Source organism: Candidatus Pelagibacter sp. HIMB1517 (assembly GCF_052047895.1).
Classification (GTDB): Bacteria; Pseudomonadota; Alphaproteobacteria; order Pelagibacterales; family Pelagibacteraceae; genus HIMB114.
Window position 1 is genome coordinate 60,701 of sequence record NZ_JBNAIW010000007.1, and the last position, 23,416, is coordinate 84,116.

Annotated in this window: 30 protein-coding genes; 9 read left to right on the plus strand and 21 right to left on the minus strand. The window is 29.7% G+C overall.

The features are described 5' to 3' along the window. Positions 1 to 38 precede the first annotated feature (38 nt). Positions 39 to 452, plus strand: a complete 414-nt coding sequence (gene lptE / locus ACTTAT_RS04485; protein WP_440679884.1) for an LPS assembly lipoprotein LptE — start codon at positions 39 to 41, stop codon at positions 450 to 452. Continuing rightward, the gene (holA, locus tag ACTTAT_RS04490; protein ID WP_440679885.1) at positions 449 to 1,453 is read left to right on the plus strand and encodes a DNA polymerase III subunit delta; all 1,005 of its coding nucleotides are present in this window, start codon (positions 449 to 451) and stop codon (positions 1,451 to 1,453) included. Before lptE ends, holA begins: the two co-directional genes overlap by 4 nt. Here the strand turns inward: holA and ACTTAT_RS04495 are convergent. The 5 genes from ACTTAT_RS04495 to mnmE are packed head-to-tail and all read right to left on the minus strand — an operon-like array spanning position 1,437 to position 6,940. Further along, positions 1,437 to 2,303: a ParB/RepB/Spo0J family partition protein gene (locus ACTTAT_RS04495; protein WP_440679886.1), complete on the minus strand. Its 867-nt coding sequence runs from the start codon at positions 2,301 to 2,303 to the stop codon at positions 1,437 to 1,439. The genes holA and ACTTAT_RS04495 overlap by 17 nt on opposite strands. After that, positions 2,300 to 3,079: a ParA family protein gene (locus ACTTAT_RS04500; RefSeq protein WP_440679887.1), complete on the minus strand. Its 780-nt coding sequence runs from the start codon at positions 3,077 to 3,079 to the stop codon at positions 2,300 to 2,302. Before ACTTAT_RS04500 ends, ACTTAT_RS04495 begins: the two co-directional genes overlap by 4 nt. After that, entirely contained in the window at positions 3,080 to 3,697 is a 618-nt protein-coding gene (rsmG, locus tag ACTTAT_RS04505) for a 16S rRNA (guanine(527)-N(7))-methyltransferase RsmG (protein WP_440679888.1), read from the minus strand. Further along, entirely contained in the window at positions 3,698 to 5,557 is a 1,860-nt protein-coding gene (mnmG, locus tag ACTTAT_RS04510; protein ID WP_440679889.1) for a tRNA uridine-5-carboxymethylaminomethyl(34) synthesis enzyme MnmG, read from the minus strand. Between the two features lie 45 nt (positions 5,558 to 5,602). Continuing rightward, positions 5,603 to 6,940 (minus strand): tRNA uridine-5-carboxymethylaminomethyl(34) synthesis GTPase MnmE, encoded by a 1,338-nt coding sequence (mnmE, locus tag ACTTAT_RS04515; RefSeq protein ID WP_440679890.1) that lies wholly within the window; start codon positions 6,938 to 6,940, stop codon positions 5,603 to 5,605. An 18-nt stretch (positions 6,941 to 6,958) separates the two neighbouring features. Here mnmE and ACTTAT_RS04520 point away from each other — a divergent pair, with 18 nt between their 5' ends. Next, complete coding sequence (locus ACTTAT_RS04520) at positions 6,959 to 7,225, plus strand: methylated-DNA--[protein]-cysteine S-methyltransferase (RefSeq protein WP_440679891.1); 267 nt, start codon at positions 6,959 to 6,961, stop codon at positions 7,223 to 7,225. Here the strand turns inward: ACTTAT_RS04520 and ACTTAT_RS04525 are convergent. Then, entirely contained in the window at positions 7,214 to 8,305 is a 1,092-nt protein-coding gene (locus ACTTAT_RS04525; RefSeq protein ID WP_440679892.1) for a hypothetical protein, read from the minus strand. The genes ACTTAT_RS04520 and ACTTAT_RS04525 overlap by 12 nt on opposite strands. Positions 8,306 to 8,367: 62 nt before the next feature. On the opposite strand from ACTTAT_RS04525, the gene ACTTAT_RS04530 reads away from it, so the two are divergent. Both ACTTAT_RS04530 and ACTTAT_RS04535 read left to right on the plus strand, forming a co-directional pair. Beyond that, complete coding sequence (locus ACTTAT_RS04530; RefSeq protein WP_440679893.1) at positions 8,368 to 10,500, plus strand: DNA translocase FtsK 4TM domain-containing protein; 2,133 nt, start codon at positions 8,368 to 8,370, stop codon at positions 10,498 to 10,500. Beyond that, complete coding sequence (locus ACTTAT_RS04535) at positions 10,500 to 11,063, plus strand: LolA family protein (RefSeq protein ID WP_440679894.1); 564 nt, start codon at positions 10,500 to 10,502, stop codon at positions 11,061 to 11,063. The genes ACTTAT_RS04530 and ACTTAT_RS04535 overlap by 1 nt, the downstream gene beginning before the upstream one ends. On the opposite strand, the gene ACTTAT_RS04540 is transcribed toward ACTTAT_RS04535, so the two are convergent. Genes ACTTAT_RS04540 through hisB form a run of 8 tightly spaced genes read right to left on the minus strand, consistent with a single transcriptional unit; the run spans position 11,060 to position 15,915 of the window. Beyond that, positions 11,060 to 11,557, minus strand: coding sequence for a GNAT family N-acetyltransferase (locus ACTTAT_RS04540; protein WP_440679895.1), 498 nt, complete (start codon positions 11,555 to 11,557; stop codon positions 11,060 to 11,062). The genes ACTTAT_RS04535 and ACTTAT_RS04540 overlap by 4 nt on opposite strands. Positions 11,558 to 11,573: 16 nt before the next feature. Further along, positions 11,574 to 12,530, minus strand: coding sequence for a M23 family metallopeptidase (locus ACTTAT_RS04545; protein WP_440679896.1), 957 nt, complete (start codon positions 12,528 to 12,530; stop codon positions 11,574 to 11,576). Between the two features lies 1 nt (position 12,531). Beyond that, entirely contained in the window at positions 12,532 to 12,909 is a 378-nt protein-coding gene (locus tag ACTTAT_RS04550; protein WP_440679897.1) for a histidine triad nucleotide-binding protein, read from the minus strand. Further along, positions 12,906 to 13,217 (minus strand): phosphoribosyl-ATP diphosphatase, encoded by a 312-nt coding sequence (gene hisE, locus ACTTAT_RS04555; RefSeq protein ID WP_440679898.1) that lies wholly within the window; start codon positions 13,215 to 13,217, stop codon positions 12,906 to 12,908. Before hisE ends, ACTTAT_RS04550 begins: the two co-directional genes overlap by 4 nt. Position 13,218: 1 nt before the next feature. After that, positions 13,219 to 13,977, minus strand: coding sequence for an imidazole glycerol phosphate synthase subunit HisF (hisF, locus tag ACTTAT_RS04560; RefSeq protein WP_440679899.1), 759 nt, complete (start codon positions 13,975 to 13,977; stop codon positions 13,219 to 13,221). Further along, entirely contained in the window at positions 13,970 to 14,686 is a 717-nt protein-coding gene (hisA, locus tag ACTTAT_RS04565) for a 1-(5-phosphoribosyl)-5-[(5-phosphoribosylamino)methylideneamino]imidazole-4-carboxamide isomerase (RefSeq protein WP_440679900.1), read from the minus strand. The genes hisF and hisA overlap by 8 nt, the downstream gene beginning before the upstream one ends. After that, a complete protein-coding gene (gene hisH / locus ACTTAT_RS04570) occupies positions 14,686 to 15,321 on the minus strand; it encodes an imidazole glycerol phosphate synthase subunit HisH (protein WP_440679901.1) in 636 nt (211 codons plus the stop codon). The genes hisA and hisH overlap by 1 nt, the downstream gene beginning before the upstream one ends. 6 nt (positions 15,322 to 15,327) lie before the next feature. Continuing rightward, positions 15,328 to 15,915, minus strand: a complete 588-nt coding sequence (hisB, locus tag ACTTAT_RS04575) for an imidazoleglycerol-phosphate dehydratase HisB (RefSeq protein WP_440679902.1) — start codon at positions 15,913 to 15,915, stop codon at positions 15,328 to 15,330. A gap of 79 nt (positions 15,916 to 15,994) precedes the next feature. Here hisB and hslV point away from each other — a divergent pair, with 79 nt between their 5' ends. Together hslV and hslU are read left to right on the plus strand one after the other, a co-directional pair. Further along, positions 15,995 to 16,546: an ATP-dependent protease subunit HslV gene (gene hslV, locus ACTTAT_RS04580; RefSeq protein ID WP_440679903.1), complete on the plus strand. Its 552-nt coding sequence runs from the start codon at positions 15,995 to 15,997 to the stop codon at positions 16,544 to 16,546. A 17-nt stretch (positions 16,547 to 16,563) separates the two neighbouring features. Then, a complete protein-coding gene (hslU, locus tag ACTTAT_RS04585) occupies positions 16,564 to 17,865 on the plus strand; it encodes an ATP-dependent protease ATPase subunit HslU (RefSeq protein WP_440679915.1) in 1,302 nt (433 codons plus the stop codon). Here the strand turns inward: hslU and ACTTAT_RS04590 are convergent. Then, positions 17,860 to 18,294, minus strand: coding sequence for a Smr/MutS family protein (locus tag ACTTAT_RS04590; RefSeq protein WP_440679904.1), 435 nt, complete (start codon positions 18,292 to 18,294; stop codon positions 17,860 to 17,862). The genes hslU and ACTTAT_RS04590 overlap by 6 nt on opposite strands. Further along, positions 18,272 to 18,886, minus strand: coding sequence for a Tim44/TimA family putative adaptor protein (locus ACTTAT_RS04595; protein WP_440679905.1), 615 nt, complete (start codon positions 18,884 to 18,886; stop codon positions 18,272 to 18,274). Before ACTTAT_RS04595 ends, ACTTAT_RS04590 begins: the two co-directional genes overlap by 23 nt. A 38-nt stretch (positions 18,887 to 18,924) precedes the next feature. Between ACTTAT_RS04595 and ACTTAT_RS04600 the strand changes: the two genes are divergently transcribed. Both ACTTAT_RS04600 and ACTTAT_RS04605 read left to right on the plus strand, forming a co-directional pair. Next, complete coding sequence (locus tag ACTTAT_RS04600; protein ID WP_440679906.1) at positions 18,925 to 19,347, plus strand: FxsA family protein; 423 nt, start codon at positions 18,925 to 18,927, stop codon at positions 19,345 to 19,347. After that, positions 19,331 to 19,774 (plus strand): protein-export chaperone SecB, encoded by a 444-nt coding sequence (locus ACTTAT_RS04605; RefSeq protein ID WP_440679907.1) that lies wholly within the window; start codon positions 19,331 to 19,333, stop codon positions 19,772 to 19,774. The genes ACTTAT_RS04600 and ACTTAT_RS04605 overlap by 17 nt, the downstream gene beginning before the upstream one ends. Here ACTTAT_RS04605 and dnaQ read toward each other — a convergent pair. The 5 genes from dnaQ to ACTTAT_RS04630 are packed head-to-tail and all read right to left on the minus strand — an operon-like array spanning position 19,767 to position 23,192. After that, entirely contained in the window at positions 19,767 to 20,438 is a 672-nt protein-coding gene (gene dnaQ, locus ACTTAT_RS04610; protein WP_440679909.1) for a DNA polymerase III subunit epsilon, read from the minus strand. The genes ACTTAT_RS04605 and dnaQ overlap by 8 nt on opposite strands. Further along, positions 20,435 to 21,007 carry a dephospho-CoA kinase gene (gene coaE / locus ACTTAT_RS04615; protein WP_440679910.1) on the minus strand — a complete coding sequence of 191 codons (573 nt, stop codon included), beginning with the start codon at positions 21,005 to 21,007 and terminating at the stop codon, positions 20,435 to 20,437. The genes dnaQ and coaE overlap by 4 nt, the downstream gene beginning before the upstream one ends. Next, on the minus strand, positions 21,000 to 21,791 hold the full coding sequence (gene aroE / locus ACTTAT_RS04620) for a shikimate dehydrogenase (RefSeq protein ID WP_440679911.1): 792 nt from the start codon (positions 21,789 to 21,791) through the stop codon (positions 21,000 to 21,002). The genes coaE and aroE overlap by 8 nt, the downstream gene beginning before the upstream one ends. Beyond that, complete coding sequence (locus tag ACTTAT_RS04625) at positions 21,788 to 22,375, minus strand: Maf family protein (protein WP_440679912.1); 588 nt, start codon at positions 22,373 to 22,375, stop codon at positions 21,788 to 21,790. The genes aroE and ACTTAT_RS04625 overlap by 4 nt, the downstream gene beginning before the upstream one ends. Then, complete coding sequence (locus ACTTAT_RS04630; RefSeq protein ID WP_440679913.1) at positions 22,368 to 23,192, minus strand: pyruvate, water dikinase regulatory protein; 825 nt, start codon at positions 23,190 to 23,192, stop codon at positions 22,368 to 22,370. Before ACTTAT_RS04630 ends, ACTTAT_RS04625 begins: the two co-directional genes overlap by 8 nt. Positions 23,193 to 23,416: the final 224 nt, after the last annotated feature.

Sequence of the window (23,416 nt, forward strand, 5' to 3'; positions counted from 1 at the left end):
TTACTTTACTTTTTTTAACATCGTGCGGCTTCTCGCCAATGTTAAAAAATGTTGATCTTAGCGATATTAAAATAAATAAAATTGATTACTCGGGCCCAAGTGGGCTAATATATTATCTAAAAAGTAACCTTAATATGCCAATCAATAAAGCATTGAAAGATGCTTATTCTTTAAAAATAAATATTGGAGAGAGTTCTGCTTCTGTAACCAAAAATACTGCAGGAATAACAACGGAGGAAGAAGTTACGGTCACAATTAATTTTCAAATTTTTGATAACAAAGGTAAACAAATTGGTGGAGAAAGCCTAAGTGATGGAAGAGTAGTAAGTGTAACAAACAACGTATCTACAGATGACGAAGTTAAAAGAATTGAAAAAGAAAATATTATTACAAATTTAATTCAACAACTTACTTTTGCCGTTAGGGCAAAAATCATATCTAGCCAACAATGATAATTAAAAGTTTTTCAATTAACTATGAAAAACTTTTTTCAGATTACAAAATAAATTTAATTTATGGTGAAAATTTTCATTTAAAAACCGAAATCCTAAATAAATTAACTCAAGTTTTTAAAAAAAATGAATTCAAAACAAAATTTATTAAAGAAGATGAATTATTAAAAGATATTGAAATATTAGATAATTATTTAAATCAAGATAGCTTGTTTGGTGAAAAAGAAATTTTAATTATTCAAGAAGCGTCGGATAAACTATTAGATTACATAAATTTTTCAGAGATAGATAAAAAATTAATTCTAGTTACTAATAACCTTACAAAAAAAAATAGCTTAAGAAATAAAGCTGAAAAAGAAAAAATAATATCTTGTATTGCATGTTACGAAGATGATGAAAAAACCCTACAATCTTTGCTTAGAAATGGATTAACAAAATTTGGTATAAAAGTTCCCTATGAAGCCATAGATCAATTATTTAATATTAATAAACTTAATCGAAATGACATCAATAGTGGATTGGAAAAATTAGAGCTTATTACAAAAGATAAAAAGTTAGACAGTGAAACATTTTCTTCACTATTTAACACTACATCTTCTTTTGATGCTTTTGAAATATCTAACGCTTTATTGTCAGGTGACAAAAAAGCATTAAATAAAATACTCTCAAGTTTTTATCATTTTTCAATAAATTTTAATGAAGTGCTTGGTCCACTAAAATACAAAATAAACAAGCTAATTGATATTTATGAATATAATGAAAATGAAACTAAAATTGCGGTACTAGTTGATACCTATAAACCACCAATTTTCTGGAAAGAAAAAAACATTATCCAAACACAATTATCTAAATGGAATAAAAACGAATTAGATACATTATTAGACAAAATAAATGAAATCGAAATACTGTGTAAACTTAACTACGAGATAGCCGAAACAATTTTTAACAAGTTCCTTTTAGATATTGTAACGAAAAGGGTATTAACTAATACTTACTTTTAACATTAGCAACAAGCTGATTTAATTGATCTAGATCTTTATATTCGAAAGTAATTTTACCTTTATTATTTTTCTTATTATAAATAATAACTTTCATACCTGTTTTTTGTTCTAATGAATTCTCTAAATCTTTAATATTAGGATCAATATTTCTAATTTTAATTTTTTTAGAAAAGGTTGCATTTTTTTTGCTGAGTAATTCAGCTTGTCTTACAGATAAATTTTTATTAATAATTTCCTTTGCTAGCTCAATATTATTATTTACATCAATTAAAGATCTAGCATGTCCTGGTGTGAGCAGACCATTTGTAATCATATCTTGAATTTCATTAGGAAGTCTTTTTAATCTTAGCGTATTAGCGATATACACCCTGCTCTTCCCTATCATGTCAGCGATTTTGTCTTGAGTGTAACTAAATTTATCGATCAAAGTTTGATACCCTTCTGCTTCCTCTAACGCATTTAGGCCCTCCCTCTGAACGTTCTCTAAAACCGCGAATTCAGCGGCTAATTCGTCATCTGCATCAAGTAAAACTGTTGGAACCTCATGGACTTTTGCCAGCTGGGCAGCTCTCCATCTTCTCTCTCCAGCTATAATTTCAAACTTACCATCTTTTGATTTTCTGACAGCTATGGGCTGAATAATTCCTCGTGTTTTGATAGATGTTGCAAGTTCATCAAGTTGTTTTTTGTCAAAATTTTTTCTTGGTTGATATTGATTAGGAACTAAAAGATGAATTGGTGTTTTATCTGTTTTAACATTTGAAAGTTCAACAACATTCTTTTTCTCATCATTGTTACTATCGCCTAATAATGCAGATAAACCTTTACCTAAACCTTTTGCTTTAATCATGCGGCATAACTTCCATTTAAAATTTCGTTAGATAATTCTTGATAGGCAATCGACCCAGAACTATTTTTATCATAAACAATTACTGGCATTCCATGAGATGGTGCCTCTGAAATTCTAACATTTCTTGGTATGACAGTTTTATAAACTTTTGAGCCAAAATATTTTCTTGCTTCCTGTTCAACTTGACTAGAGAGTTTATTTCTTCTGTCATACATAGTTAAAATTACACCTTGTATTGATAAATTTTTATTTAAATTTTCTTTTACTCTTTCAATTGTTTTGATCAGTTGTGAAACACCCTCCAATGCAAAAAATTCTGTCTGCAACGGTATAATTACTGTATCAGAGGCAACTAAGGCCATAATAGTCAGTAAACTTAGGGAAGGTGGACAATCGATAAGTATATGATTATATTGACTTTTTTGCTTAATTTGGTCTAAAACATCCCTTAAAAAGAAGGCTCTTTTACTATCATCAGCAACCTCAGTTTCAAAACCTGAAAGATCTTCGTTTGCACATATAATATCTAAATTTTCTGTTTTAGTTTTTGAGATAAATGAATTTGGATCATCATTTCTATTAACTAAAAATTCATAAATTGTTTTTTCTCTTTTGCCTCTATCAATTCCTAAGCCCGTGGATGCATTTCCTTGGGGGTCTAAATCTATGACTAAAATTTTTTGCCCGCTAGATGCTAACGCATACCCAAGGTTAATTGTCGATGTAGTTTTTCCAACACCGCCCTTTTGATTTATTATGGAAATTGTTTTTGTCATTTAATTTTTAGATACACCTTTTATTACAAAAACTTTCGAACCCGGATTTGTGATACTTTCATGGTACTCACAATTTATTTCAAAATATTTTTTTGCTTCAATAAATTCATCCATGAACTTTTCACCCTTCATTAAAATAATTTTTTTAAATTTTATTTGTGATTGATTAATTATATTAAAAAATTCTTTCATTGGCTTAAAAGCTCTGCTTACAAGCGTAGTAAAATTTTTTATTTCCATCTGCTTTACGTCACAGTTATGTATTTTAATATCAAGATCAAGAAAACTATTTGCTTCTTTCAAAAAATTCGACTTTTTTGGACTTTTTTCAACAAGATGTGTTGAAAAGTTTAAATTATGGTCTTTCTTAATTACATCCAAAATAATACCTGGCAGACCTGCGCCAGAACCTATATCCAGAATACTTTTATCTGATTTATCTAAATATTTAATGATTTGAGCACAGTCTACGTAGTGTCTCTCTATAGCCTCTTTTTCAGTACTTTTTGATATTAATGATAGTTTTTGATTATTTTCTATCAAAAATTCGTGGTATTTTAATATTTTACCTAATGTTTCACGTGAAACACACTTATCAAAATAATTTGATCGAATCATTTAAGCAGTATGCTTAAAATTATACCTTTTAGAATACGTTAATAGAAGATTTATAGCCGCTGGAGTAATACCCTCAATTCTTGAGGCCTGACCGAAAGTTTTAGGCCTAATAAGCTCTAATTTCTGCCTAATCTCGTTAGAAAGTCCGCTAATTGCTGAATAATCAATATTTTCAGGGATTTTCATGTTTTCATCCTTTTTAAATATCTCAATATCATCCTCTTGCTTAGCGTAATAGCCAGAGTAATGATTATCTATCTCAATTTGCTCAATAACATCTTGATCATAATCACCAAGACCAAAAATTGGTTTTAATTTATCAAAAGTAACGCCTTTATACCTTAGAAGCTCTAGGCCATTTCTTTTAATACCGTCCTTTGAGATTTTTATGCCATGTTTATCTGCCTCATTAGGGGTAAAAGACCTGGAAGACAATTGAACTTTAAGTTTATTAATATTTTCGAGTTTTTTTTCAAAATTTTGTAATCTTGACTCACTTAATATTTCTAAATCTTTCGCTATAGAGGATAATCTTAAATCTGCATTATCAGCTCGTAAAGTTAATCTATATTCAGCACGCGATGTAAACATACGATAAGGTTCAGCAACACCCTTTGTTATAAGATCATCAATCATAACACCTATGTATGCTTGTGACCTATCTAAGGTAAATGGTTTTTTATTTTTACTTTGAAGTGCAGCATTAATACCTGCAATCAAACCTTGAGCTGCAGCTTCTTCGTAACCAGTTGTTCCATTAATTTGACCAGCTAAAAATAATGATTTGATTTTTTTTAATTCTAAAGTGGCATTGAGCTCTCTTGGATCAACATAATCATACTCAATAGCATAACCTGGTCTAATCATCTTAACATTAGATAAGCCATTGATTTTAAACAATAATTCCTCCTGTGCATCTGCTGGTAGGGAAGTAGAAATACCATTTGGATAAATTGTATGGTCATCTAATCCTTCTGGTTCTAGGAAAATTTGATGTCTAGATTTTTCTTTAAATTTGACAATTTTATCTTCAATAGAAGGACAATATCTGGGACCAACACTTTTAATATTACCACTATACATTGCTGAACGTTTTAAATTTTTTTCAATAATTTTATGAACTTCATCATTCGTATAGGTCATAAAACATGAGACCTGATCTGCATTAATTTTTTTTGTATCTACTGAAAAAAAATAAGGATCATCATCTGCCTTTTGTTCTTCTAAAATTTCAAAATTAATTGTACGACCATCTAACCTTGGTGGTGTTCCAGTTTTTAATCTTGATAAATTTAAATTAAATTTTTTTAATTGTTCACTTAAACCAGTTGTTGGATCTTCACCATGTCTTCCCCCTGGTTTCATTTCATCACCAATATGGATCACACCATTTAAAAAAGTTCCTGTTGTTAAAACAATTTTTTTTGCTCTTAATTCTTTTCCAGACTTTAAAATTACTCCAATAATTTCATATTCATTAAAAATAAATTTAATTACAGGATCATAAAAAATGCTTAGATTACAATGACTTATTAGGCATTCTTTCATGTATTTTTTGTATAATTTACGATCTGACTGAGTTCGCGGTCCTCTAACAGCTGGTCCTCGACTACGATTTAATAATCTAAACTGAATACCGGATGCATCAGCAACTTTTGGCATCACACCATCGAATGCATCAATCTCTCTAACAAGATGTCCTTTACCCAATCCACCTATAGCTGGGTTACAAGACATTTCACCAATTGAATTTTCATTTGTTGTAACTAAAGCAGTATTAACTTTCATACGCGCAGATGCAGCAGCAGCTTCACAGCCTGCATGTCCAGCACCAATTACAACAACGTCAAATTTTTCCATTGCTGGAATCTATTACTGAGAGATTTTTTTACAAGAGAGATTCGACTATTTTCCTATGCAGAAATCTTGAAATATTTTTCCTAATATTTCCTCTACACCAACAAAACCTACAATATGACCAAGGTTATTCGATGCTAATCTAAGCTCTTCTGCAGCTTTTTCTACTTCATCTGATTTACTAATTTTAAGAAAATCATGAAGTCTATTTGAGCATTTTTTTAATAGCGCTCTATGTCTTGCTCTTGAAATTAAAGTTGTTGATTGCGCAGTATCTATTTCAGATACAATTTTTTTTAATCTTGAATTTAATTTGTTAATTCCAGTTTTATCTTTAATTGAAACTTCTATTAAGTCTTTAAATTTATACCCTTTTAATTCTTTGATGATTTTTTTTGCATTAAAACTTTTTTTATCTTTTTTATTAAGAATAATTAGCGTCTTAGCTGTAATCAATTTTTGAATATTTTTTGGTATTTTCTTTTCCGTTCCATCTAGTATCAAAATATCTAAATTGGCCTCTTTGCTGGCATTTAGAGCCAATTCTACACCTGTTTTTTCAATCTTGTTTTTAGCGTTCCTAATACCTGCTGTATCAGTCAAAATCACTGGGTAATTATTAATATGATATTTTATCTCGATAATATCTCTTGTGGTTCCTTTAATACTCGAAACTATTGCAGCTTGTCTTTTAACTAATAAATTTAAAAAACTGGATTTACCGGCATTTGGTGGTCCTATTATTGCTATTTTAAAACCATCTCTGATTACCTCTCCCATAGTTTCATCTAACATTTCATCAATATCAGAAACTATAGATTTAATTTTTTCTTCGTTATTTTTTAGAATTCCTTCTGGTAAATCTTCTTCTGAAAAATCTATAGATGCTTCCGTCTTACTTAAAACATCAAGAATAGTTTCTCTCCACTCTAAAAATTTAGGACTACTATTTTTAAGTCTTAGCGCTTGTATTCTTTGTGCTTCTGTTTCAGCTTGTAAGAGATCTGCAATAGACTCTGCCTCATAAAGATTTATCCTGTTGTTTTGATAAGCAGTTTTAGTAAACTCTCCTGGTTCGGCTAATCTGCAATCTTTTCTATCACCTAAATCTTCTAACAACTTATTAATAACTGCCTTACTTCCATGTGTGTGAATTTCAATTAAATGCTCACCGGTATAACTCTGACCTTCTGGATACCAAATTAAAATTCCTTCATCTATTAGTTCACCTTCTTGATCATAAAAAGATTTTAGTAATGCTGATCTTGGTTGATCAATAACTGTCCGTGTTATTTGATTTGCAATTTGTAAAGCGCTATCTCCAGAAACACGAATAATAGCTATGCCTGATACACCAGGAGGAGTTGATAGAGCATAGAAATTCATGATAAAAATATATCAAATATGAAATTAAAAGGAACACCGCTTCAAGTTAAAGTTTGGAAATACCTAATGAAAATTCCAAAAGGAAAAACTAAAACATATTTAGAAGTTGCAAGAGCTGTGGGGAAACCAAAAGCAGTAAGAGCAGTAGCCAACGCAATAGGAAAAAATCCTTATCCTATAAAAATTCCATGTCATAGAGTAATTCGCTCAGATGGTGGGTTAGGGGGGTATTCAGGTCCAGGTGGACTTAAAACGAAAAGAAAATTATTAGCTTCAGAGCGATAAGCCTTCATCAGCAAATTTTATTATCTCATTTTTTAAATCTGGAAATTTATCTAATTGCCTAAAACCACTTTTTCTTAAATTTGATATTTGGTTATTATTGAATTTGAAAATTCTTCTTATTAAATCAATTGAAGATGCAAAAATAAAATTATTAATCTTTGTTTTTTTTTCATATTCTTCAAGTAATGAAAAGTCTCCAAAATCATAACCATATTTTTTCTTATCTTGATAGACGTCATAAAGTTGCTTTATATCTCTCACCGTCATATTCCATCCTTGCCCAGCAATTGGATGAATACGGTGACTTATATCTCCTATATTAATTTTTCTAGGCTCAATTCCACATGTTAAAAAATTAAACTTTAAGGAAAAACTTTCAATTTTTGAATTCAATTTAACATTTTTATAAATCAAAAAATTCGAATTTAGATACTTCTCCAAAGATAATTTAGAATTAACTATTTTTCTCATCTCAGAATTTTTAGATAATGACCACACAAGTGAAGTGCTATTTTGATTTATGGGTAAAAAGGCTAGGGGACCATCATTTAAAAAAAATTGTCTTGAGCAGTTATTTAAAAGTTTTTCATGTTTAATAACAAAAGTAAAAGCATCTTCTTTATAGTCCCAACTTAAATCTTTTTTCTTTGTATCATTATAAACAGTATTAATAGTTAGGGCATATTTGTTAGTTGAAAAAACTTTTTTAATTTTTAGATTTTTAATTTCTCCAGAAAGCTCTTCATAAAGTTTGTCTTTTAAAACAATATAGCTTAAAGGAATTTTTTTTGTTTTGTTGTAGAAAATACTATCTGGATCTAAATAATTTTTATGGTTTTCATATAGCTTAATTGAATTGATTGGATTACTAATTTTTTCCAAATTTTTTAATTTTAACTTTTTTAAAAAGTTAAAACTATCATTTGAGATAGATATCGAGGCAACAGAAGGCTTTGGCTTTAAACCTTTTTTTCCAACTAGCTCCACAGGATAACCCAGTCTAAATAAGGCAAGTGCAACAAGATTGCCTGTTAAACCATCACCAATAATACCAATTTTTTGAATAATTTTTTTATCCATTTTTTATCAATCTTATAAAAAATGTTAAAAAGTAACAAAGGTTGATTCGTTAAATTTTAAATATGCTACAAAAAGTACTAAATTTTTTAAAACTAAGACTTATTGAAGTCTCAGGTCTTGCTATATTAACATTTTCTATATTTTATCTTTATTCAGTTGCAACTTACTCACCAGAAAATGCTACACTGATTACTCCAGGCAAAACTGAAGATTTAGTTTTGTTGAATTACAGTTTTTATATATCAGACTTTTTATTACAGGCTTTTGGTCTTTCTTGTTTTTTAATTTTTGTAAATTTTTTTATTTGGAGTTGGTTAATCATTATACAAAAGTCTGTATCCAGTATTACTTTCAAATTTTTATTTATCGTTATTTACCTTTCGTTTTTTTCACTTGGCCTAAAAATATTATTTGATCAAAGTTTTTGGTTACCTGACAATGGTAATGGAGGATTTTTAGGTGCTTACCTTATTAGTTTTATTCCTTTAGATTTTTATACCTTTAATTCAATTATTGCTTATTCATCTTTAACTATTGGAACAATTTTTTTTATATTAAGTTTAGGTTTAAATTTTTCAGAATGGGTAACAGTTTTAAAAAAAATTGGTTTAATTTTAATAGCGCCTGTTAAATTTTTAAAAATCATATTTAAAAAGGCAGGGACAATTGATCAACCTGTTGTTCAAGAAGAACCTGAAGAATTAATTCCTACAATTAATAAAAGTTTTAAGCCAAAACCAATGGAGACACAGGCAAATCTTCCCTTGGATACAAAAGAGAGTTTTTCATTTAAGTCTGGAGAATACAAACTGCCGCCAACTGATTATCTGAACCACTCAAAAAGTAATAAAAATTCTGATACTTTAACGGATGATCATAAAGAATTATCAAAATTTTTAGAGAGCACGCTTTTAGACTTTGGTATCATGGGCAAAATTAAAAAAGTAAGCCCGGGTCCAGTTGTTACTCTTTATGAATTTGAACCAGCCGCAGGAATTAAAACTTCTAAAATTGTAAATCTCACTGATGACATTGCAAGAAGCACTAGCTCAATATCTACGAGAATAGCTCCTGTCCCTGGAAAAAATACGATAGGTATAGAAATACCAAATAAAGAAATTGATCCTGTAAATTATAGACAAATTATCGAAAGCAAAGAATTTGCAAATCCAAATATTAATATTCCAATTACTTTAGGAAAAACTATTGCTGGGTATCCGATTGTTGGTGACCTAGTAAGTATGCCTCACTTACTTATCGCTGGAACAACTGGATCTGGAAAATCAGTTTGTATCAATACATTAATTTTGTCTGTACTTTATCGACATACTCCTGAAACATGTAAACTTATTTTAATTGATCCTAAGATGTTAGAATTATCAGTTTATCAAGGCATTCCTCATTTATTATCTCCGGTTATTACTGAACCCAAAAAAGCAACTTCAGCATTGAAATGGACTGTAAGAGAAATGGAAACGCGTTACAGAAAAATGACCGAAGAAGGAGTCAGAAATATTTCAGGGTTTAACGAAAAAGCAAAAAAAGAAGGTAAAAAAGTTATGCCTTACATCATTGTTGTTGTTGATGAGATGGCAGATTTGATGATGGTATCTGGAAAGCAAGTTGAAAATTATATTCAACGTCTTGCACAAATGGCTCGAGCTGCAGGTATTCATATTATTATGGCCACTCAAAGACCAAGTGTTGATGTGATTACTGGTACAATTAAGGCTAATTTTCCAACTCGAATTTCATTTCAAGTGACATCAAAAATAGATAGCCGTACTATTTTAGGTGAACAAGGAGCTGAACAACTATTAGGAAAAGGAGATATGTTGTTCATGTCATCAGCAAGTAGGATGATAAGAATTCATGGACCTTTTGTTTCAGACTCTGAGATTGAAAAAGTAAGTACCTTTTTAAGATCACAAGGATCACCAACCTATATTGATGATATTACTAAAGTTGAGGATAATGACAGTGTATCTGAGGGAGGGCTAGATTCATCTGATAAAGATGAGCTTTTTAATCAAGCAGTTGGGTTAATTAAAAATGAAGGCAAAGCTTCAACCAGTTTTTTACAAAGAAAATTACAAATTGGATATAATAGAGCTGCAAGAATTATTGATCAAATGGAAGAAGCAAAAATTATAAGTCCTGCAAATCATACTGGTAAACGTGAAATTTTACCGTAATGAGATTTTTCATTATTTTATTTTTAATAATATTTTATCCATTTAATTCTTTTTCAAATATTACTGATGATATTGCAAAAAAACTAAACGAAACCAATAATCTCATTTTCTCATTTGAGCAGAAATCTAATAATTTAAATGAAAAGGGTGAATGCTACTTGCTCTTTCCCGGTAATTTAAAATGTATTTATACTGGTGAAGAAGGAAAAGAAATTTATGTAAAAAATAATAGTTTATATATTATTAAACATAAATTTAAGAGATCTTACAGATATCCAATAAAAAACTCTGCTTTTAATATTGTACTAGATAAAAATAAAATCTTGGAAAATCTCAAATCTATTGATCAATCAAAAATAGGATCTCAAAATGATAATTATTTTTACGAAATTAGAACTGAAGATGGTGTATTCGTTAAAATATTTTTTAACAAAAAAACAAAACTTTTAAAAGGGTGGGAGACCATCAGCTATAATCAGGAACCTGTGAAATTTACTATTATAAACCCTAAAATAAATACTGAATTTAAAGAGAAATTTATTTTACCAAGTTACGGTTTTTAAACTCTTACTTTTTCTTTTTTAAAAATATTCATGCCCCTTGCTATATAATTTCTTAAAGCGTGAGGATGATCCAGGGTACAAGTGTGAACCCAGATACGATTGGGTTTATGATTCCATCCAGACCTTAATGCATGGGTTAATAAATAACCACCAAGTCCTTTGCCAAAGTATTCTTTAAAAATTCCAAAATAAGATATCTCTACTTCTTTTTTGTCTTCATGATTTAAATATTCATAAAATCCAGCTACATCTTCACCAACTTTGGCTACACAAAACTTTAATTTGGATTGATTTAGATAATTCTCCCATTCTTTTAAGGACCAGGCTAATCTATCTTTCCAATGAAAATCTTCTCCAATTTTTTGGTATAAAAATTTACAAAACTGAGGATCTTTTTTTTCACTCTCTTCAATTTTTAAATTTGCTATTCCACATTCCGCAGGAATTAAATCTAATTTGGAATTTGTCTCTAGAAAATACCTTTGAATATTCATTAACTAATTTTTATTATTAAACGCCATCATATGCAAAAGGCCAAACTTTTTTGGCACCCTCTGGTAAAATTTTTCCAGATTTAGTTTTGTATCCAATTGTTGGACTTTTTTCTTTAGATTTTAATTTTTTTACAGACTTATTATCAAATGGCTCCTCATTTCTGTAAAAACTAATTGGGTCCATCCAATAACCGTCTTTAACTAAAAATCCGCCTTTAAAAAAACTCCAGTTAGGTGACTTAGAATAAAACGCTGCAAAGTGTAATGCTGGTCTTCTTACTTTTTTTCCTTTTTTTCCAGAATTTCCATTAGGACCCAAGACATCTCCAACTTTAATTTTTTGCCCAATTTTTAAATCTAAGGGCCATTTATTAAAATGAGTATACTGAGTATATATATAATATTTTGTTCCACTTTGTTGAGGTGTATGCCTCAAAACAACTTCGACACCTTTTCTGCTCATCAAATTTTCAAATAAACCCACGACTGTACCATCGGCCATTGCTAATACCGGCTCATCAAACTTCATAGGTAGGTCTCGCCCTTTGTGATATGCAGGTCTACCGTCTCTTTTATAGGAATAATCAATTGCCCAGCAATCATCGCAAACTACAAGTTTTTTATTATTATAAAATTTTGCTTTTAAACCTGTTTTAAACATTCCACGTTTTTTTTGTATTTTTGTATCTTCAGATATAGGAGGGCCTGGTAATATTCCTGCCATTTTATAAATTTCTAATGAAATAGTATTAGGTTGAACGAAACCTTCTAATTTTTGATGCTGAGGTGAATCTATATTTAAATTAGGATAGATATTATTTATAAAATACTCTCTTTTTTTTTTACCTTTTTTTCTACTTTTCTTTTTTCCTTTAAATTTGCCTTTATGCGATTTCGAAAAGCTAGGAAATGTTGAAAAAAAAATTAAAGAAGTTGCACTAAAAAGAAATTTTAAAAACTCTCTTTTTTTCATTTTAATTTTTTCTTAAACCTCTTAGACCCATTGGTTCACCACCCATAACATGATAGTGAAAGTGAGGCACTTCTTGGCTACCATCTGGACCAGTATTTGCAATTAATCTAAAACCATTACCGCCTTCAGTTAAAGATACTTTTGTAATTTTACATACTTCAGCTACAGCTTGCATTAATGAAGCAATTTCATCTTTAGATGCATTTTTAGAAAAATCATCAACATCAGTGTAAGCGCCTTTTGGAATAACCAAAACATGTACTTTGGCCTGCGGACTAATATCATTGAATGCTAAAGCATGATCATTTTCAAATACTTTATCACAAGGAATTTCACCTCTTAATATTTTTGCAAAGATATTATTTGTATCGTAACTCATTGTCTTTTTCTGTTAGCTTTTTCTACAAGGCCAGAAACGCCTTCTCTTTTCTTTAATTCATTCATGACATCTTCGACTTTCACATTGTTTGCCTCTAACAAAACAAGAATATGATACATAACATCAGCTGCCTCGTGCACTTCATTTTTCTTCTCATTTAGTGCATCGATCAGTTCTTTGATCTCCTCCATGACTTTCTCACGGCAAAGACTGTTATTATCTAATAATTTTTTTGTATAAGACTCATGTTCTGATGAGTTTTTTCTTTCTCGTATTGTTTTAACTAAACCTTCTAAGACCTCAAACATGCTATAATCTTACAGGAACATTTTCTTTTTTTAAATACTCTTTTGCCTCTTGAATTGAATATTCCCCAAAGTGAAATATGGAGGCAGCTAATACTGCACTTGCACCACCATCTAAAATACCATCTTTTAAATGCTCAAGGTTACCAACTCCACCTGAAGCTATAACTGGAATATTTAAACTACTTGATATTTTTTTTGTTAATTCAATATCATAACCCTCTTTAGTTCCATCTCTGTCCATAGAGGTTAAAAGAATTTCTCCTGCACCATTTTTTTCTGCTAATTTAGCAAATTCTACTGCATCAAGCTCTGTTGCTTCTCTTCCACCATGGGTAAACACAGTCCATTTATTTTCTGCAGTTTTTTTCGCATCAATCGCAACAACAATACATTGAGAACCAAATTTATTTGAACTTTCTTTTATTAGCTCAGGATTTTTAATTGCTGCAGTATTAATAGAAACTTTATCTGCACCAGCTAATAAAAGTTTTCTAATATCTTGAATTGATCTTACGCCACCACCAACCGTTAAAGGCACAAAACAACACTCGGCCGTTTTTTTTACCGTATCTAATAAAATATCTCTTTTATCACTTGATGCCGTAATATCTAGAAAACAGATCTCATCAGCACCATTTTTATTATAAACTGAAGCTTGTTCTACAGGGTCTCCTGCATCAATAAGATCAACAAAATTAATACCCTTAACAACCCTTCCATCTTTAACATCTAAACAGGGTATAATTCTTTTTTTAAGCATTAAATTTTACCAATTCATTTAGATCAATTAAGCCATCATAAATCGCTTTTCCAACAACAACACCTGAGATTTTCTTTTGTGACTTGATCAGCTTAATATCATCAATGCTTGATACACCACCTGATGCTGTTACTGGAATATTTGAACTCTCAGCCATTTTGAGTGTGTCTTCAATATTAATTCCTTGTTTCATTCCATCCTTATTGATGTCAGTAAAGATAATACTTTTTAAAGGCAGGTTTTTAATAGTTTCTAAAAAATCAAAACATGAAATTTCTGTTTGATCTTTCCATCCCTTTAGAGCAATCATTTTATCTCTAACATCAAGACCTACTGAAATTTTATTTTTATACTTTTGAGATATTTCAATTAATAAATCTGGATCATTTACTGCAGCAGTTCCCATCACCGCATTCTCAACTCCAAGATCAATTACTTCTTCAACAGTATCTTTTGTTCTCAACCCACCACCAACTTGAACTTTTAAACCAGTGCTTTGAATAATTTCTTTAATTGTTTTTAAATTAGACTTTTCTTTGTGAATTGTTCGGTCAAGATCAACTACATGCAAAAATTCAAAACCTTTATCCTCAAAGGCTTTAGCTTGTTCAATAGGAGACCTTGAATAAACTGTTTGTTGTTCAAAATCACCTTTGGTTAATCTTACACATTTTCCATCTTGAAGATCTATAGCTGGATAAATAATCATTATAATTTAACAAAATTTTCTAATATTTTTATACCATTTGCCTGACTTTTTTCTGGGTGAAATTGAGTCCCAAAAACATTATCCTTTTCAACTGCCGATACAATTTCAGTTGAATAATTAGTAGTAGCAGAGATAAATTGGTCATTTTCAACATCAAAAGCAAAGCTATGAACAAAATAAAAATGACTTTCATTATTAATTCCTGAAAACAATTTTGATTTTTGATTAATACTAATATTATTCCAACCCATATGAGGTAATTTTAAATTCTTATCTGTTAAGTTAATTTTGTTTACTTTACCTTTGATCCAATCAAAGCCTTTGCTTCCTCCATCCTCTTCTCCAAATGAAGAAAATAATTGCATACCAACACAAATACCTAAAATTGGTTTTTGTTTTTCTAAAATAGCACAGGTTAGCTCATCAATCATTCCTTCGATTAATAAAAGAGATTGATAACATTGTTTAAATGATCCTTGGCCAGGTAGCACTATTTTGTCAAAATTTTTTAATTCATTTGCTGAATTAATAATTTTAACATTAGATTTATTTAAAATATTGTTTGAAGCTAGTTCAACTGCTTTTGAGACCGACTTTAAATTGCCAGACTCATAATCAATGATAGCTATTTTCATTAATTGCTAAATAGTACCTTTGGTCGATGGTATTATATTTTCAGCTCTAGGATCGACTGTAACAGCTTCTCTTAAAGCTCTAGCTAAGCCTTTATAACAAGACTCTATAATGTGGTGAGAATTATCACCGTAAATATTTTCAACGTGCAAAGTGATACCTGCGCTTTGTGAGAATGCGTGATACCATTCTTTAAATAATTCAGTATCCATCTCGCCAAGTTTTTCTACAGCAAGTTTTACTTTCCAAACTAAATAAGGGCGATTTGATAAATCCAAAGAAACACGACTTAATGTTTCATCCATTGGTATGGTTGCACTTGCATACCTTTTAATTCCTTTTTTATCGCCTAGAGCCTCTTTCAAAGCTTCTCCAAAGGCTATACCGCTATCTTCTGTTGTATGATGAAGATCAATGTGTAAATCACCTTTGGCCTCTAGATTTATGTCTATTAGAGAATGTTTAGCAATTTGTTCCATCATATGATCAAGAAAACCAATACCTGTATTAATCTTGGACTGACCAGTACCGTCTAAGTTTACTTCAACATTAATTGAAGTTTCTTTTGTTTCTCTTTTAATTGAACCTTTTCTCATAATTTACTGAAGTATTTACCTCATTAAGAATTAAATTAACACCTTGAAGATAAAAGAATAATAACCACATATATTGAAAATGGAGCAAAATAAAGACAAGCTAGATTGGCACGGAACAACGATCGTTCTTATAAGAAAAGGAAACGATGTTGTTGTTGCAGGTGATGGACAAGTAAGTATTGGCAATACTGTGATGAAAAGCACAGCTAAGAAAGTTCGTAAAATAGAAAAAAGAGATGTCATTGCTGGATTTGCCGGATCAACTGCGGATGCATTTACACTATTTGAAAGATTAGAAGCAAAATTAGAAAAGCATGGCGGTCAATTAACTAGAGCTGCTGTTGAATTAGCTAAAGACTGGAGATCAGATAAATATTTAAGAAGGTTAGAAGCTTTAATGGCCGTAGCAGATAAAGAAAGTAGTTTTATCATTAGCGGTAACGGAGATGTTTTAGAACCAGAGCACGGTATTATTGCAATTGGATCAGGTGGAAATTATGCTTTAGCTGCAGCTAGAGCAATGATTGATGATCCTAAAAAAACAGCCGAAGAAATTGCAAAAAAATCAATAGAAATCGCAGCTGACATTTGTGTTTTCACAAATCACAATATTACAATCGAAAAACTTTAATGGAAGAAAATCAAAAAATTGTTTCATTCTCACCAAGAGAAATTGTCTCCGAACTTGACCGTTTTGTAATTGGTCAATCAGAAGCAAAAAGAGCTGTTGCTATAGCTTTGAGAAATAGATGGAGACGACAAGAGTTACCTGAAGAAATTCGTGAAGAAGTTTTGCCAAAAAACATTTTAATGATTGGTCCAACTGGTGTTGGTAAAACTGAAATTTCAAGAAGATTATCTAAATTAGCTGAGGCACCATTTATCAAGGTAGAAGCCACAAAATTTACAGAAGTCGGATACGTTGGTAAGGATGTAGAACAGATTATCAGAGATTTAATTGAAATTTCAATTGCATTAGTAAAAGAAAGAAAACGAAAAGAAGTTTTAGCCAAAGCACAAATGTCTGCTGAGGAAAGAGTACTTGAAGTACTAGTTGGCAAAAATGCAAGTAGCGCAACTAAAGAAAGTTACAGAAAAAGATTAAGGGCAGGTGATTTAGATAACAACGAGATTGAAATTTCTGTTCAAGACAGCCCTCAAATGCCATCTTTTGATATTCCAGGAATGCAGGGTAGCGTTGGAATGGTAAGCATTGGAGATATTTTTGGAAAAGGCATGACTAAGAAGAAAAAGAAAAAAATGACTGTCAAAGAATCGTACGATTACCTTATTGAAGAAGAGTCTGATAAATTAATGGATAATGATCAAGTTTTAAAGGAAGCAAAATTTGCAGCTGAAAATAACGGAATTGTTTTTCTTGATGAGATCGATAAAGTTTCTGCAAGATCAGATGGTAGATCTGGAGCTGATGTTTCAAGAGAAGGAGTACAACGAGATTTACTTCCATTAATTGAAGGGACAACAGTAAACACTAAACACGGTCCTATAAAAACTGATCATATTCTTTTTATCGCTTCTGGTGCATTTCAATTAGCTAAGCCTTCTGATCTATTGCCAGAATTACAAGGAAGACTTCCAATTAGAGTAGAGCTTAATGCATTAACTAAAGAAGATTTTATTAAAATTTTAAAAGAGCCTGATAACAGTTTAATTAAGCAATACACTGCACTGCTTGGAACTGAAAAAGTAACACTTGAATTTACAGATGATGCAATAGAAGCCATCGCAGAAATATCTACTCATATCAACTCTACAATCGAGAATATTGGAGCAAGAAGACTTCATACAATTTTAGAAAAAATTTTAGATGATATCAGTTTTGATGCACCTGATAAAAGCGGTGAAAAAGTTTTAATTAATAAAGCTTATGTCGATAAGCATTTAGGTGATATTGCTAAAGATAAAGATTTATCAAAATTTATTTTATAATTTTTTTAAAAACACAATTATCGATCCTGACCCACCAAGTTTGATCGGACTTTGTTCAATTTTAATAACATGATCAGAAAAATTGTTTTCAATATACTCAGGAACAGCATATCTGAGTAAGCTTAAATCCTTAGAAGCATATGGATCTTGCTCTTTATTAGAATGAAGGCCTTTTCCTGTAATAAATAATATCTTCCTAACTTTTCTCACAATTGCATCGTTAATAGTATTGGATACGACATCTAGAGCTTCATGCATTTTAAGACCATGAAGATCTTTTCGAATATCAAATAATCTATCATTATTTTTTTCTATAATTGAATTATCGAGAGGGGCGTCTTTGTCTTCTATGCTATTAATATTTTCTATAAAAGATTCCCAATCTTTAAGATCTTCTTTTGTTGGCTTAATGTTTGGTTTCTTCTTCACTTGATAACTCTGTTAAATACCAAGTTGGATCATTATTTTTTAAATCTTTTTCAAATACCCAAACATCTGTAACTAATTTGATTTCTTCTGGGTTTCCTTCAATTATTTCACCTTTATCACTCTTTAAACAATTCACGATTTCACTTACAAACTTTGTTTTTACTTTGTAAAAAGTATCTTTGTTATCAATATCTAAAATTTTAGTCTCTTTAATTCCAATAAACGACATCTGAGAAGTGATTTTTTTACTCTCTCTTTCTTTAATCACGCCTTCAAAGTTTTTATATAAATCTTTCGTAAGCAAAGGTTTTAAAGCCTTTCGATCTCCTTTTGCAAAAGCATTAATTATAATTTCATAAGCCGCTTCTGCTCCTTTTATAAAAGTTTTTTCATCAAATTTTATTGTGTCTTGTTTTATTTCATCTTTAATAATGGGTTTGGTAAACTCTTCATTAGATTGGGCTTGGGTAAATCTTGCTTTCATAGGCATATTGTCAGCACCTTTGCCCAATGTGCTTCTTAATCTCAATAAAATAAATCCCGCCATTATTGCGAGAAGTATTATGTCGATATATCCAAAATTTTCGCTCATTCTTGTAATTTCTTAAAAAGTAATTATTTCAATAATAAATGCAATTTACAATACTATTTTTAATATTTGTTCCATTAATTGAAATATATTTCATGATTAAGATAGGTGCTGTTATTGGAGCTTTCAATACCATACTAGCAACTTTATTAACCGCAGCTGCCGGCCTATATTTTGTTAAACTACAAGGAATCTCAACATTATATTCGGCTGTAAACAGTTTAAGAAATGATCAAACTCCATTTAAAGAAATCCTGAGTGGTTTTTGTTTAATTATTGCCGCTCTGTTTTTAATAATTCCTGGTTTTTTTACAGACACCATTGGTGTTTTATTACTTATACCCTTTACTAGAAATATAATTTTAAAGATATTTATTAACGATGAAAATTTAAATAAATCAAACAACCGTGATGTAAACACGATAGAGATAGAAGCGGAGGAAATTAATGAGCGAGACAAATAATGATCAAAAAAAATACGAAGTAGTTGCGAAATATATAAAAGACATATCTTTTGAAATACCAACTCCAGATAGCTTCGTTGATGCTGCTCAAAATCTTGGTGAGTATTCAACTAAACTAGAGCTAAATAGCAATCCTCACAAAAATAATCTGATAGCAATAGACTGTAATTTTAAACTTGAGGCACCCCAGACTATACAAAATAAAATTCATGCGGAAGTATGTATTTCAATTATTTTTAAACTCACAGATCCAAAAATGACAGCTGAAGAAGTAAAAAAAATTGTACTTGTAAAAATCCCAACAGATAATTTTGAATATATGAAAGATATCATAACATCTTTGTTTCAAAAAACTGGATTTACAAACTTTAATTTTAATAAACAGATAGATTTTGAAGAATTATATAAACAACAATTTGCTAATTAAGCATGGTAGATTTTGGTAATTCTTTTTGAAGAAACTCTTTGTGTAATCTTTTTTCCTCATCTGTAATTTGAACTATAATTTGTTTTCGGTCTTTTATATTTTTAACATTTTTAATAGATTCATCTTGTACGTTTGAATCAAACTCAAAAGTGGGTTCTTTCTTTTCAAATAATTCTATGTAGACTTTAGCTAATAATTCACAGTCTAAAAGGGCGGAATGTTTTTGTCTTCTTGAGTTATCTATCTTAAAACGCTTACACAACGCATCAAGGCTATTTTGTGCCCCAGGAAACTTTTCTCTAGCTACATTAAGAGTATCAACGATACTGTCTTTTGAGATTTGTTTCTCGCCAACTTCTTTGAGCTCTTTATTTAAAAATGCTAAATCAAACTCAGCATTATGGATCACTAGCTTCTTGCCACCTATAAATTTTATGAAGTCTTTGGCTACATCATTAAATTTTGGCTTATCCTTTAAAAATTCTTTTGAGATACCATGAGTATCATAAGCACCTTGGGATATTTCCATTTCTGGATTCAAAAAAACATGAAACTTTTCACCTGTAGGAATATGGTCCTCAATTTCTATGCAGGCAATTTCTATAATTTTATCATTTACTGATGATAAACCTGTTGTTTCTGTATCCAATAAAATTTCTTTCATATAATTATCTTATCTAATAAATTTTTAGCGTCTTTTTTAATCTTTGCACTATTAAAATTATTTTTAACCACAAAGTCCGCTTTTTCTTTTTTTAAATCTAAAGGTAATTGTACTGATTTTAGTAATTTATATATTTTTAAATTGAAATTTTTTCTTTTTTTTAATTTAGTCAACATTTTATTTTTTAAAGGATCTATAAAAACTAAAATATCTGTATTTAAATTTAATTTATTTTCTAAAAACAAAGGTATGTCTAAAACGACAACTTTTTTGTTTTTATTTTTTTTTAAAAATTTATTCATTTCCTTTCTTACTAATGGGTGCACAATTTTTATAATTTTTTTTAAGTTGGTTGGGTTTTGATTTATAATTTTTACTAAATCATCTTTATCAATTGGAAATTTAGAAATATATTTTGGAAATGATTTTTTTAGTTTAGCATATAAATTTCTACTACTTTGGTATAAGTCAGAAACAGCATTATCAGCGTTAAATAAAGGAATATTCAATTGTTTAGCAAAAAAAGACTTGCCTGATCCGATATCACCCAAGACTGCAATTCTAATCATTTAAAGTTTTTATAACCTCATCAGTAATAACGGGCTCAACTCCAGTCCATATTTTAAATGATGCTTGTGCTTGGTATAAAAACATCATTTTTCCGTTAGCAATCCTGTTATTATTTTTTTCCGCATCTTCCAAAAAATTTGTTTTTTCGGGATTATAAATCACATCATAAAATAATTTATTTTTGATACCCGTTAAATCTAAATTTAATTTATCGTTTTTATTTAATCCTACGCTTGTCGCATTTATATAAACATCGGCATCTTTTATCTTTTCCCAGTCAATAATTTCTAAATTGTCATATAAGTCGGATAATTTTTTTAATTTTTCTTCTGATCTATTGGTTACAGTAATTTTACCAATACCCAAATTATTTAATGCTTCTATTATTGATGGTGATACACCGCCTGCTCCTATTAAAAAAACTGATTTATTTTTAAAATTAAATTTTAAATCCTCTAAAGATTTTTGAAAACCCATGACATCTGTATTGTGACCGATAATTTTACTTCCTGACTTATACAATGTGTTAACAGAGTTAGTTTTAAGCGAGACTGCAGATAATTCGTCTACATACTCGATAATATTTTGTTTGAATGGCACAGTAACATTGCAACCAAAAAGGTTGTCTTCTTTTAATTCTTTGATAATTTTTTGTAAGTCTTCTTTTTCTAATAATTTTTTTTCATAGATAAAATCTAACTTATTTTGCTTTATCCAGATATTATGAATTTTTGGAGACAGCGAGTGTTCTATTGGATTTCCTATTACACAAAGTTTTTTCACGATAATTTATCAAGATAAGGTTTAAGTTGTTTCATTGGCAATCCTTGAATTGAATCAATATCACCATCAATTTTTTCAAACAAATTTTTTCCTGGGCCTTCAATTTGATATACTCCATATTTTAACATGGTTTCTAACTCAATTTTTTCCAAATAATTTGATATTTCTTTATCTGATAATTTCTTCATTTTTAAAAGGCATGTATCGTGGAAGTGAGAAATCATGCTTCCTGCCCTAGATACACAGATTGCTGAATGAAGCATATGTGTTTGGTTATTTAGGTTGTGTAAAATATTTTTGGCATTTTCTAAATTTTTTGGCTTATCAATATTTTTTCCATTTAAATCTAAGGTTTGATCTGCACCAATTACTACGTCATTTAAAAACTTAGAACTTACTCTGTTTGCTTTAAGTTCAGCTAAGTTTTTTGCAATTTGTAGCGGAGTGGCACCATTGTCTATTAATGATAATTTAATTTCGTCTTCATCCACACCAGATGAGTATTGTTTAACATCATAGTTATTGTTTTTTAAAATTGTAAATCTAATTCCGCTATTAGAAGCTAAAATTACCTTATTAATCATTAATTTTTTGTTTTTCTATTTCAAAAATTTTAATAATTGAAGCAGCGCTTTCTTCCACAGATTTTCTTGTTACATCAATTATTGGTATTTTTTTTGAATTAAATAATTTCTTTGCTTCATCTATTTCTTTTTCAATATTGCTCATATCAGCATAAGTTGACGATTTTTTATCTTTTAAAATTGTAATTCTTGTTTTTCTTACATCTGAAAGTCTTTTTGGATCAATTGTTAAACCAACTTTTACAGCTTTGGATTTATAAATATCTTCAGGTAAAGTTTGATGAAGAACAAGTGGTATATTAGAAACCTTATAACCTCTTTCACCTAAATAAATAGAAGTTGGTGTTTTACTGGTTCTGCTTACTCCAAAAATTATAATATCTGCGTCTACGGCCGTATCCAATCTTTGTCCATCATCATGCTGCAATGTAAATTGCATTGCTTCTATTTTTTTATAATATTCTTTATTTAATTGATGTTGCCCACTTGGTTTGAGGGTTGCCTTCTGCCCAAAAATTTTTTCAAATTGTGGAATTAAATAGTCTAATAAGCCAAAACATGGGATATTAAATGTTTTGCATTCATTAATGATATGATTTGTGGTTTGTTTTTCTACAAGTGTATAAAGAATAATAGGGTTTTTTGCTTTTTTGCATGCTTCAATTAATGTTGCAGTTTGAGTAGTTGTTCTCATGAAAGCAAAATGATGAATTTTGTAGTTATTATCTGGAAACTGAGCTTTTAATGCTAAATAAATTCTATCAAGAGTTTCTCCAGTAGAGTCTGAAACTAAGAAAAAGTTGAAAGTTTTGTTCATAAATATGTTTATAAAGATTTTATAACAACTTTATATCAATAGAGTTAAAAAAATTTAAATTTTATCTATAAACGTTACAATTTTAACAATAAATTATTAGACTTAAATTTTTATATCCGCTTATCTTGAATTAAGTGAGTAAGTATAAAATTCCTTTAATTTTAATATCTATATTGTTCATAAATATGTATATCTAGTTATTAAATAATTAACCCCGTTATTAA

What these genes read in the sequence shown, in the direction of transcription:
- lptE (WP_440679884.1), top strand. Translation starts at nt 39, where the DNA reads ATGTTAAAAAATGTTGATCTTAGCGATATTAAAATAAATAAAATTGAT.
- holA (WP_440679885.1), top strand. Translation starts at nt 449, where the DNA reads ATGATAATTAAAAGTTTTTCAATTAACTATGAAAAACTTTTTTCAGAT.
- ACTTAT_RS04495 (WP_440679886.1), bottom strand. Translation starts at nt 2,303, where the DNA reads ATGATTAAAGCAAAAGGTTTAGGTAAAGGTTTATCTGCATTATTAGGC.
- ACTTAT_RS04500 (WP_440679887.1), bottom strand. Translation starts at nt 3,079, where the DNA reads ATGACAAAAACAATTTCCATAATAAATCAAAAGGGCGGTGTTGGAAAA.
- rsmG (WP_440679888.1), bottom strand. Translation starts at nt 3,697, where the DNA reads ATGATTCGATCAAATTATTTTGATAAGTGTGTTTCACGTGAAACATTA.
- mnmG (WP_440679889.1), bottom strand. Translation starts at nt 5,557, where the DNA reads ATGGAAAAATTTGACGTTGTTGTAATTGGTGCTGGACATGCAGGCTGT.
- mnmE (WP_440679890.1), bottom strand. Translation starts at nt 6,940, where the DNA reads ATGAATTTCTATGCTCTATCAACTCCTCCTGGTGTATCAGGCATAGCT.
- ACTTAT_RS04520 (WP_440679891.1), top strand. Translation starts at nt 6,959, where the DNA reads ATGAAATTAAAAGGAACACCGCTTCAAGTTAAAGTTTGGAAATACCTA.
- ACTTAT_RS04525 (WP_440679892.1), bottom strand. Translation starts at nt 8,305, where the DNA reads ATGGATAAAAAAATTATTCAAAAAATTGGTATTATTGGTGATGGTTTA.
- ACTTAT_RS04530 (WP_440679893.1), top strand. Translation starts at nt 8,368, where the DNA reads ATGCTACAAAAAGTACTAAATTTTTTAAAACTAAGACTTATTGAAGTC.
- ACTTAT_RS04535 (WP_440679894.1), top strand. Translation starts at nt 10,500, where the DNA reads ATGAGATTTTTCATTATTTTATTTTTAATAATATTTTATCCATTTAAT.
- ACTTAT_RS04540 (WP_440679895.1), bottom strand. Translation starts at nt 11,557, where the DNA reads ATGAATATTCAAAGGTATTTTCTAGAGACAAATTCCAAATTAGATTTA.
- ACTTAT_RS04545 (WP_440679896.1), bottom strand. Translation starts at nt 12,530, where the DNA reads ATGAAAAAAAGAGAGTTTTTAAAATTTCTTTTTAGTGCAACTTCTTTA.
- ACTTAT_RS04550 (WP_440679897.1), bottom strand. Translation starts at nt 12,909, where the DNA reads ATGAGTTACGATACAAATAATATCTTTGCAAAAATATTAAGAGGTGAA.
- hisE (WP_440679898.1), bottom strand. Translation starts at nt 13,217, where the DNA reads ATGTTTGAGGTCTTAGAAGGTTTAGTTAAAACAATACGAGAAAGAAAA.
- hisF (WP_440679899.1), bottom strand. Translation starts at nt 13,977, where the DNA reads ATGCTTAAAAAAAGAATTATACCCTGTTTAGATGTTAAAGATGGAAGG.
- hisA (WP_440679900.1), bottom strand. Translation starts at nt 14,686, where the DNA reads ATGATTATTTATCCAGCTATAGATCTTCAAGATGGAAAATGTGTAAGA.
- hisH (WP_440679901.1), bottom strand. Translation starts at nt 15,321, where the DNA reads ATGAAAATAGCTATCATTGATTATGAGTCTGGCAATTTAAAGTCGGTC.
- hisB (WP_440679902.1), bottom strand. Translation starts at nt 15,915, where the DNA reads ATGAGAAAAGGTTCAATTAAAAGAGAAACAAAAGAAACTTCAATTAAT.
- hslV (WP_440679903.1), top strand. Translation starts at nt 15,995, where the DNA reads ATGGAGCAAAATAAAGACAAGCTAGATTGGCACGGAACAACGATCGTT.
- ACTTAT_RS04595 (WP_440679905.1), bottom strand. Translation starts at nt 18,886, where the DNA reads ATGAGCGAAAATTTTGGATATATCGACATAATACTTCTCGCAATAATG.
- ACTTAT_RS04600 (WP_440679906.1), top strand. Translation starts at nt 18,925, where the DNA reads ATGCAATTTACAATACTATTTTTAATATTTGTTCCATTAATTGAAATA.
- ACTTAT_RS04605 (WP_440679907.1), top strand. Translation starts at nt 19,331, where the DNA reads ATGAGCGAGACAAATAATGATCAAAAAAAATACGAAGTAGTTGCGAAA.
- dnaQ (WP_440679909.1), bottom strand. Translation starts at nt 20,438, where the DNA reads ATGAAAGAAATTTTATTGGATACAGAAACAACAGGTTTATCATCAGTA.
- coaE (WP_440679910.1), bottom strand. Translation starts at nt 21,007, where the DNA reads ATGATTAGAATTGCAGTCTTGGGTGATATCGGATCAGGCAAGTCTTTT.
- ACTTAT_RS04625 (WP_440679912.1), bottom strand. Translation starts at nt 22,375, where the DNA reads ATGATTAATAAGGTAATTTTAGCTTCTAATAGCGGAATTAGATTTACA.
- ACTTAT_RS04630 (WP_440679913.1), bottom strand. Translation starts at nt 23,192, where the DNA reads ATGAACAAAACTTTCAACTTTTTCTTAGTTTCAGACTCTACTGGAGAA.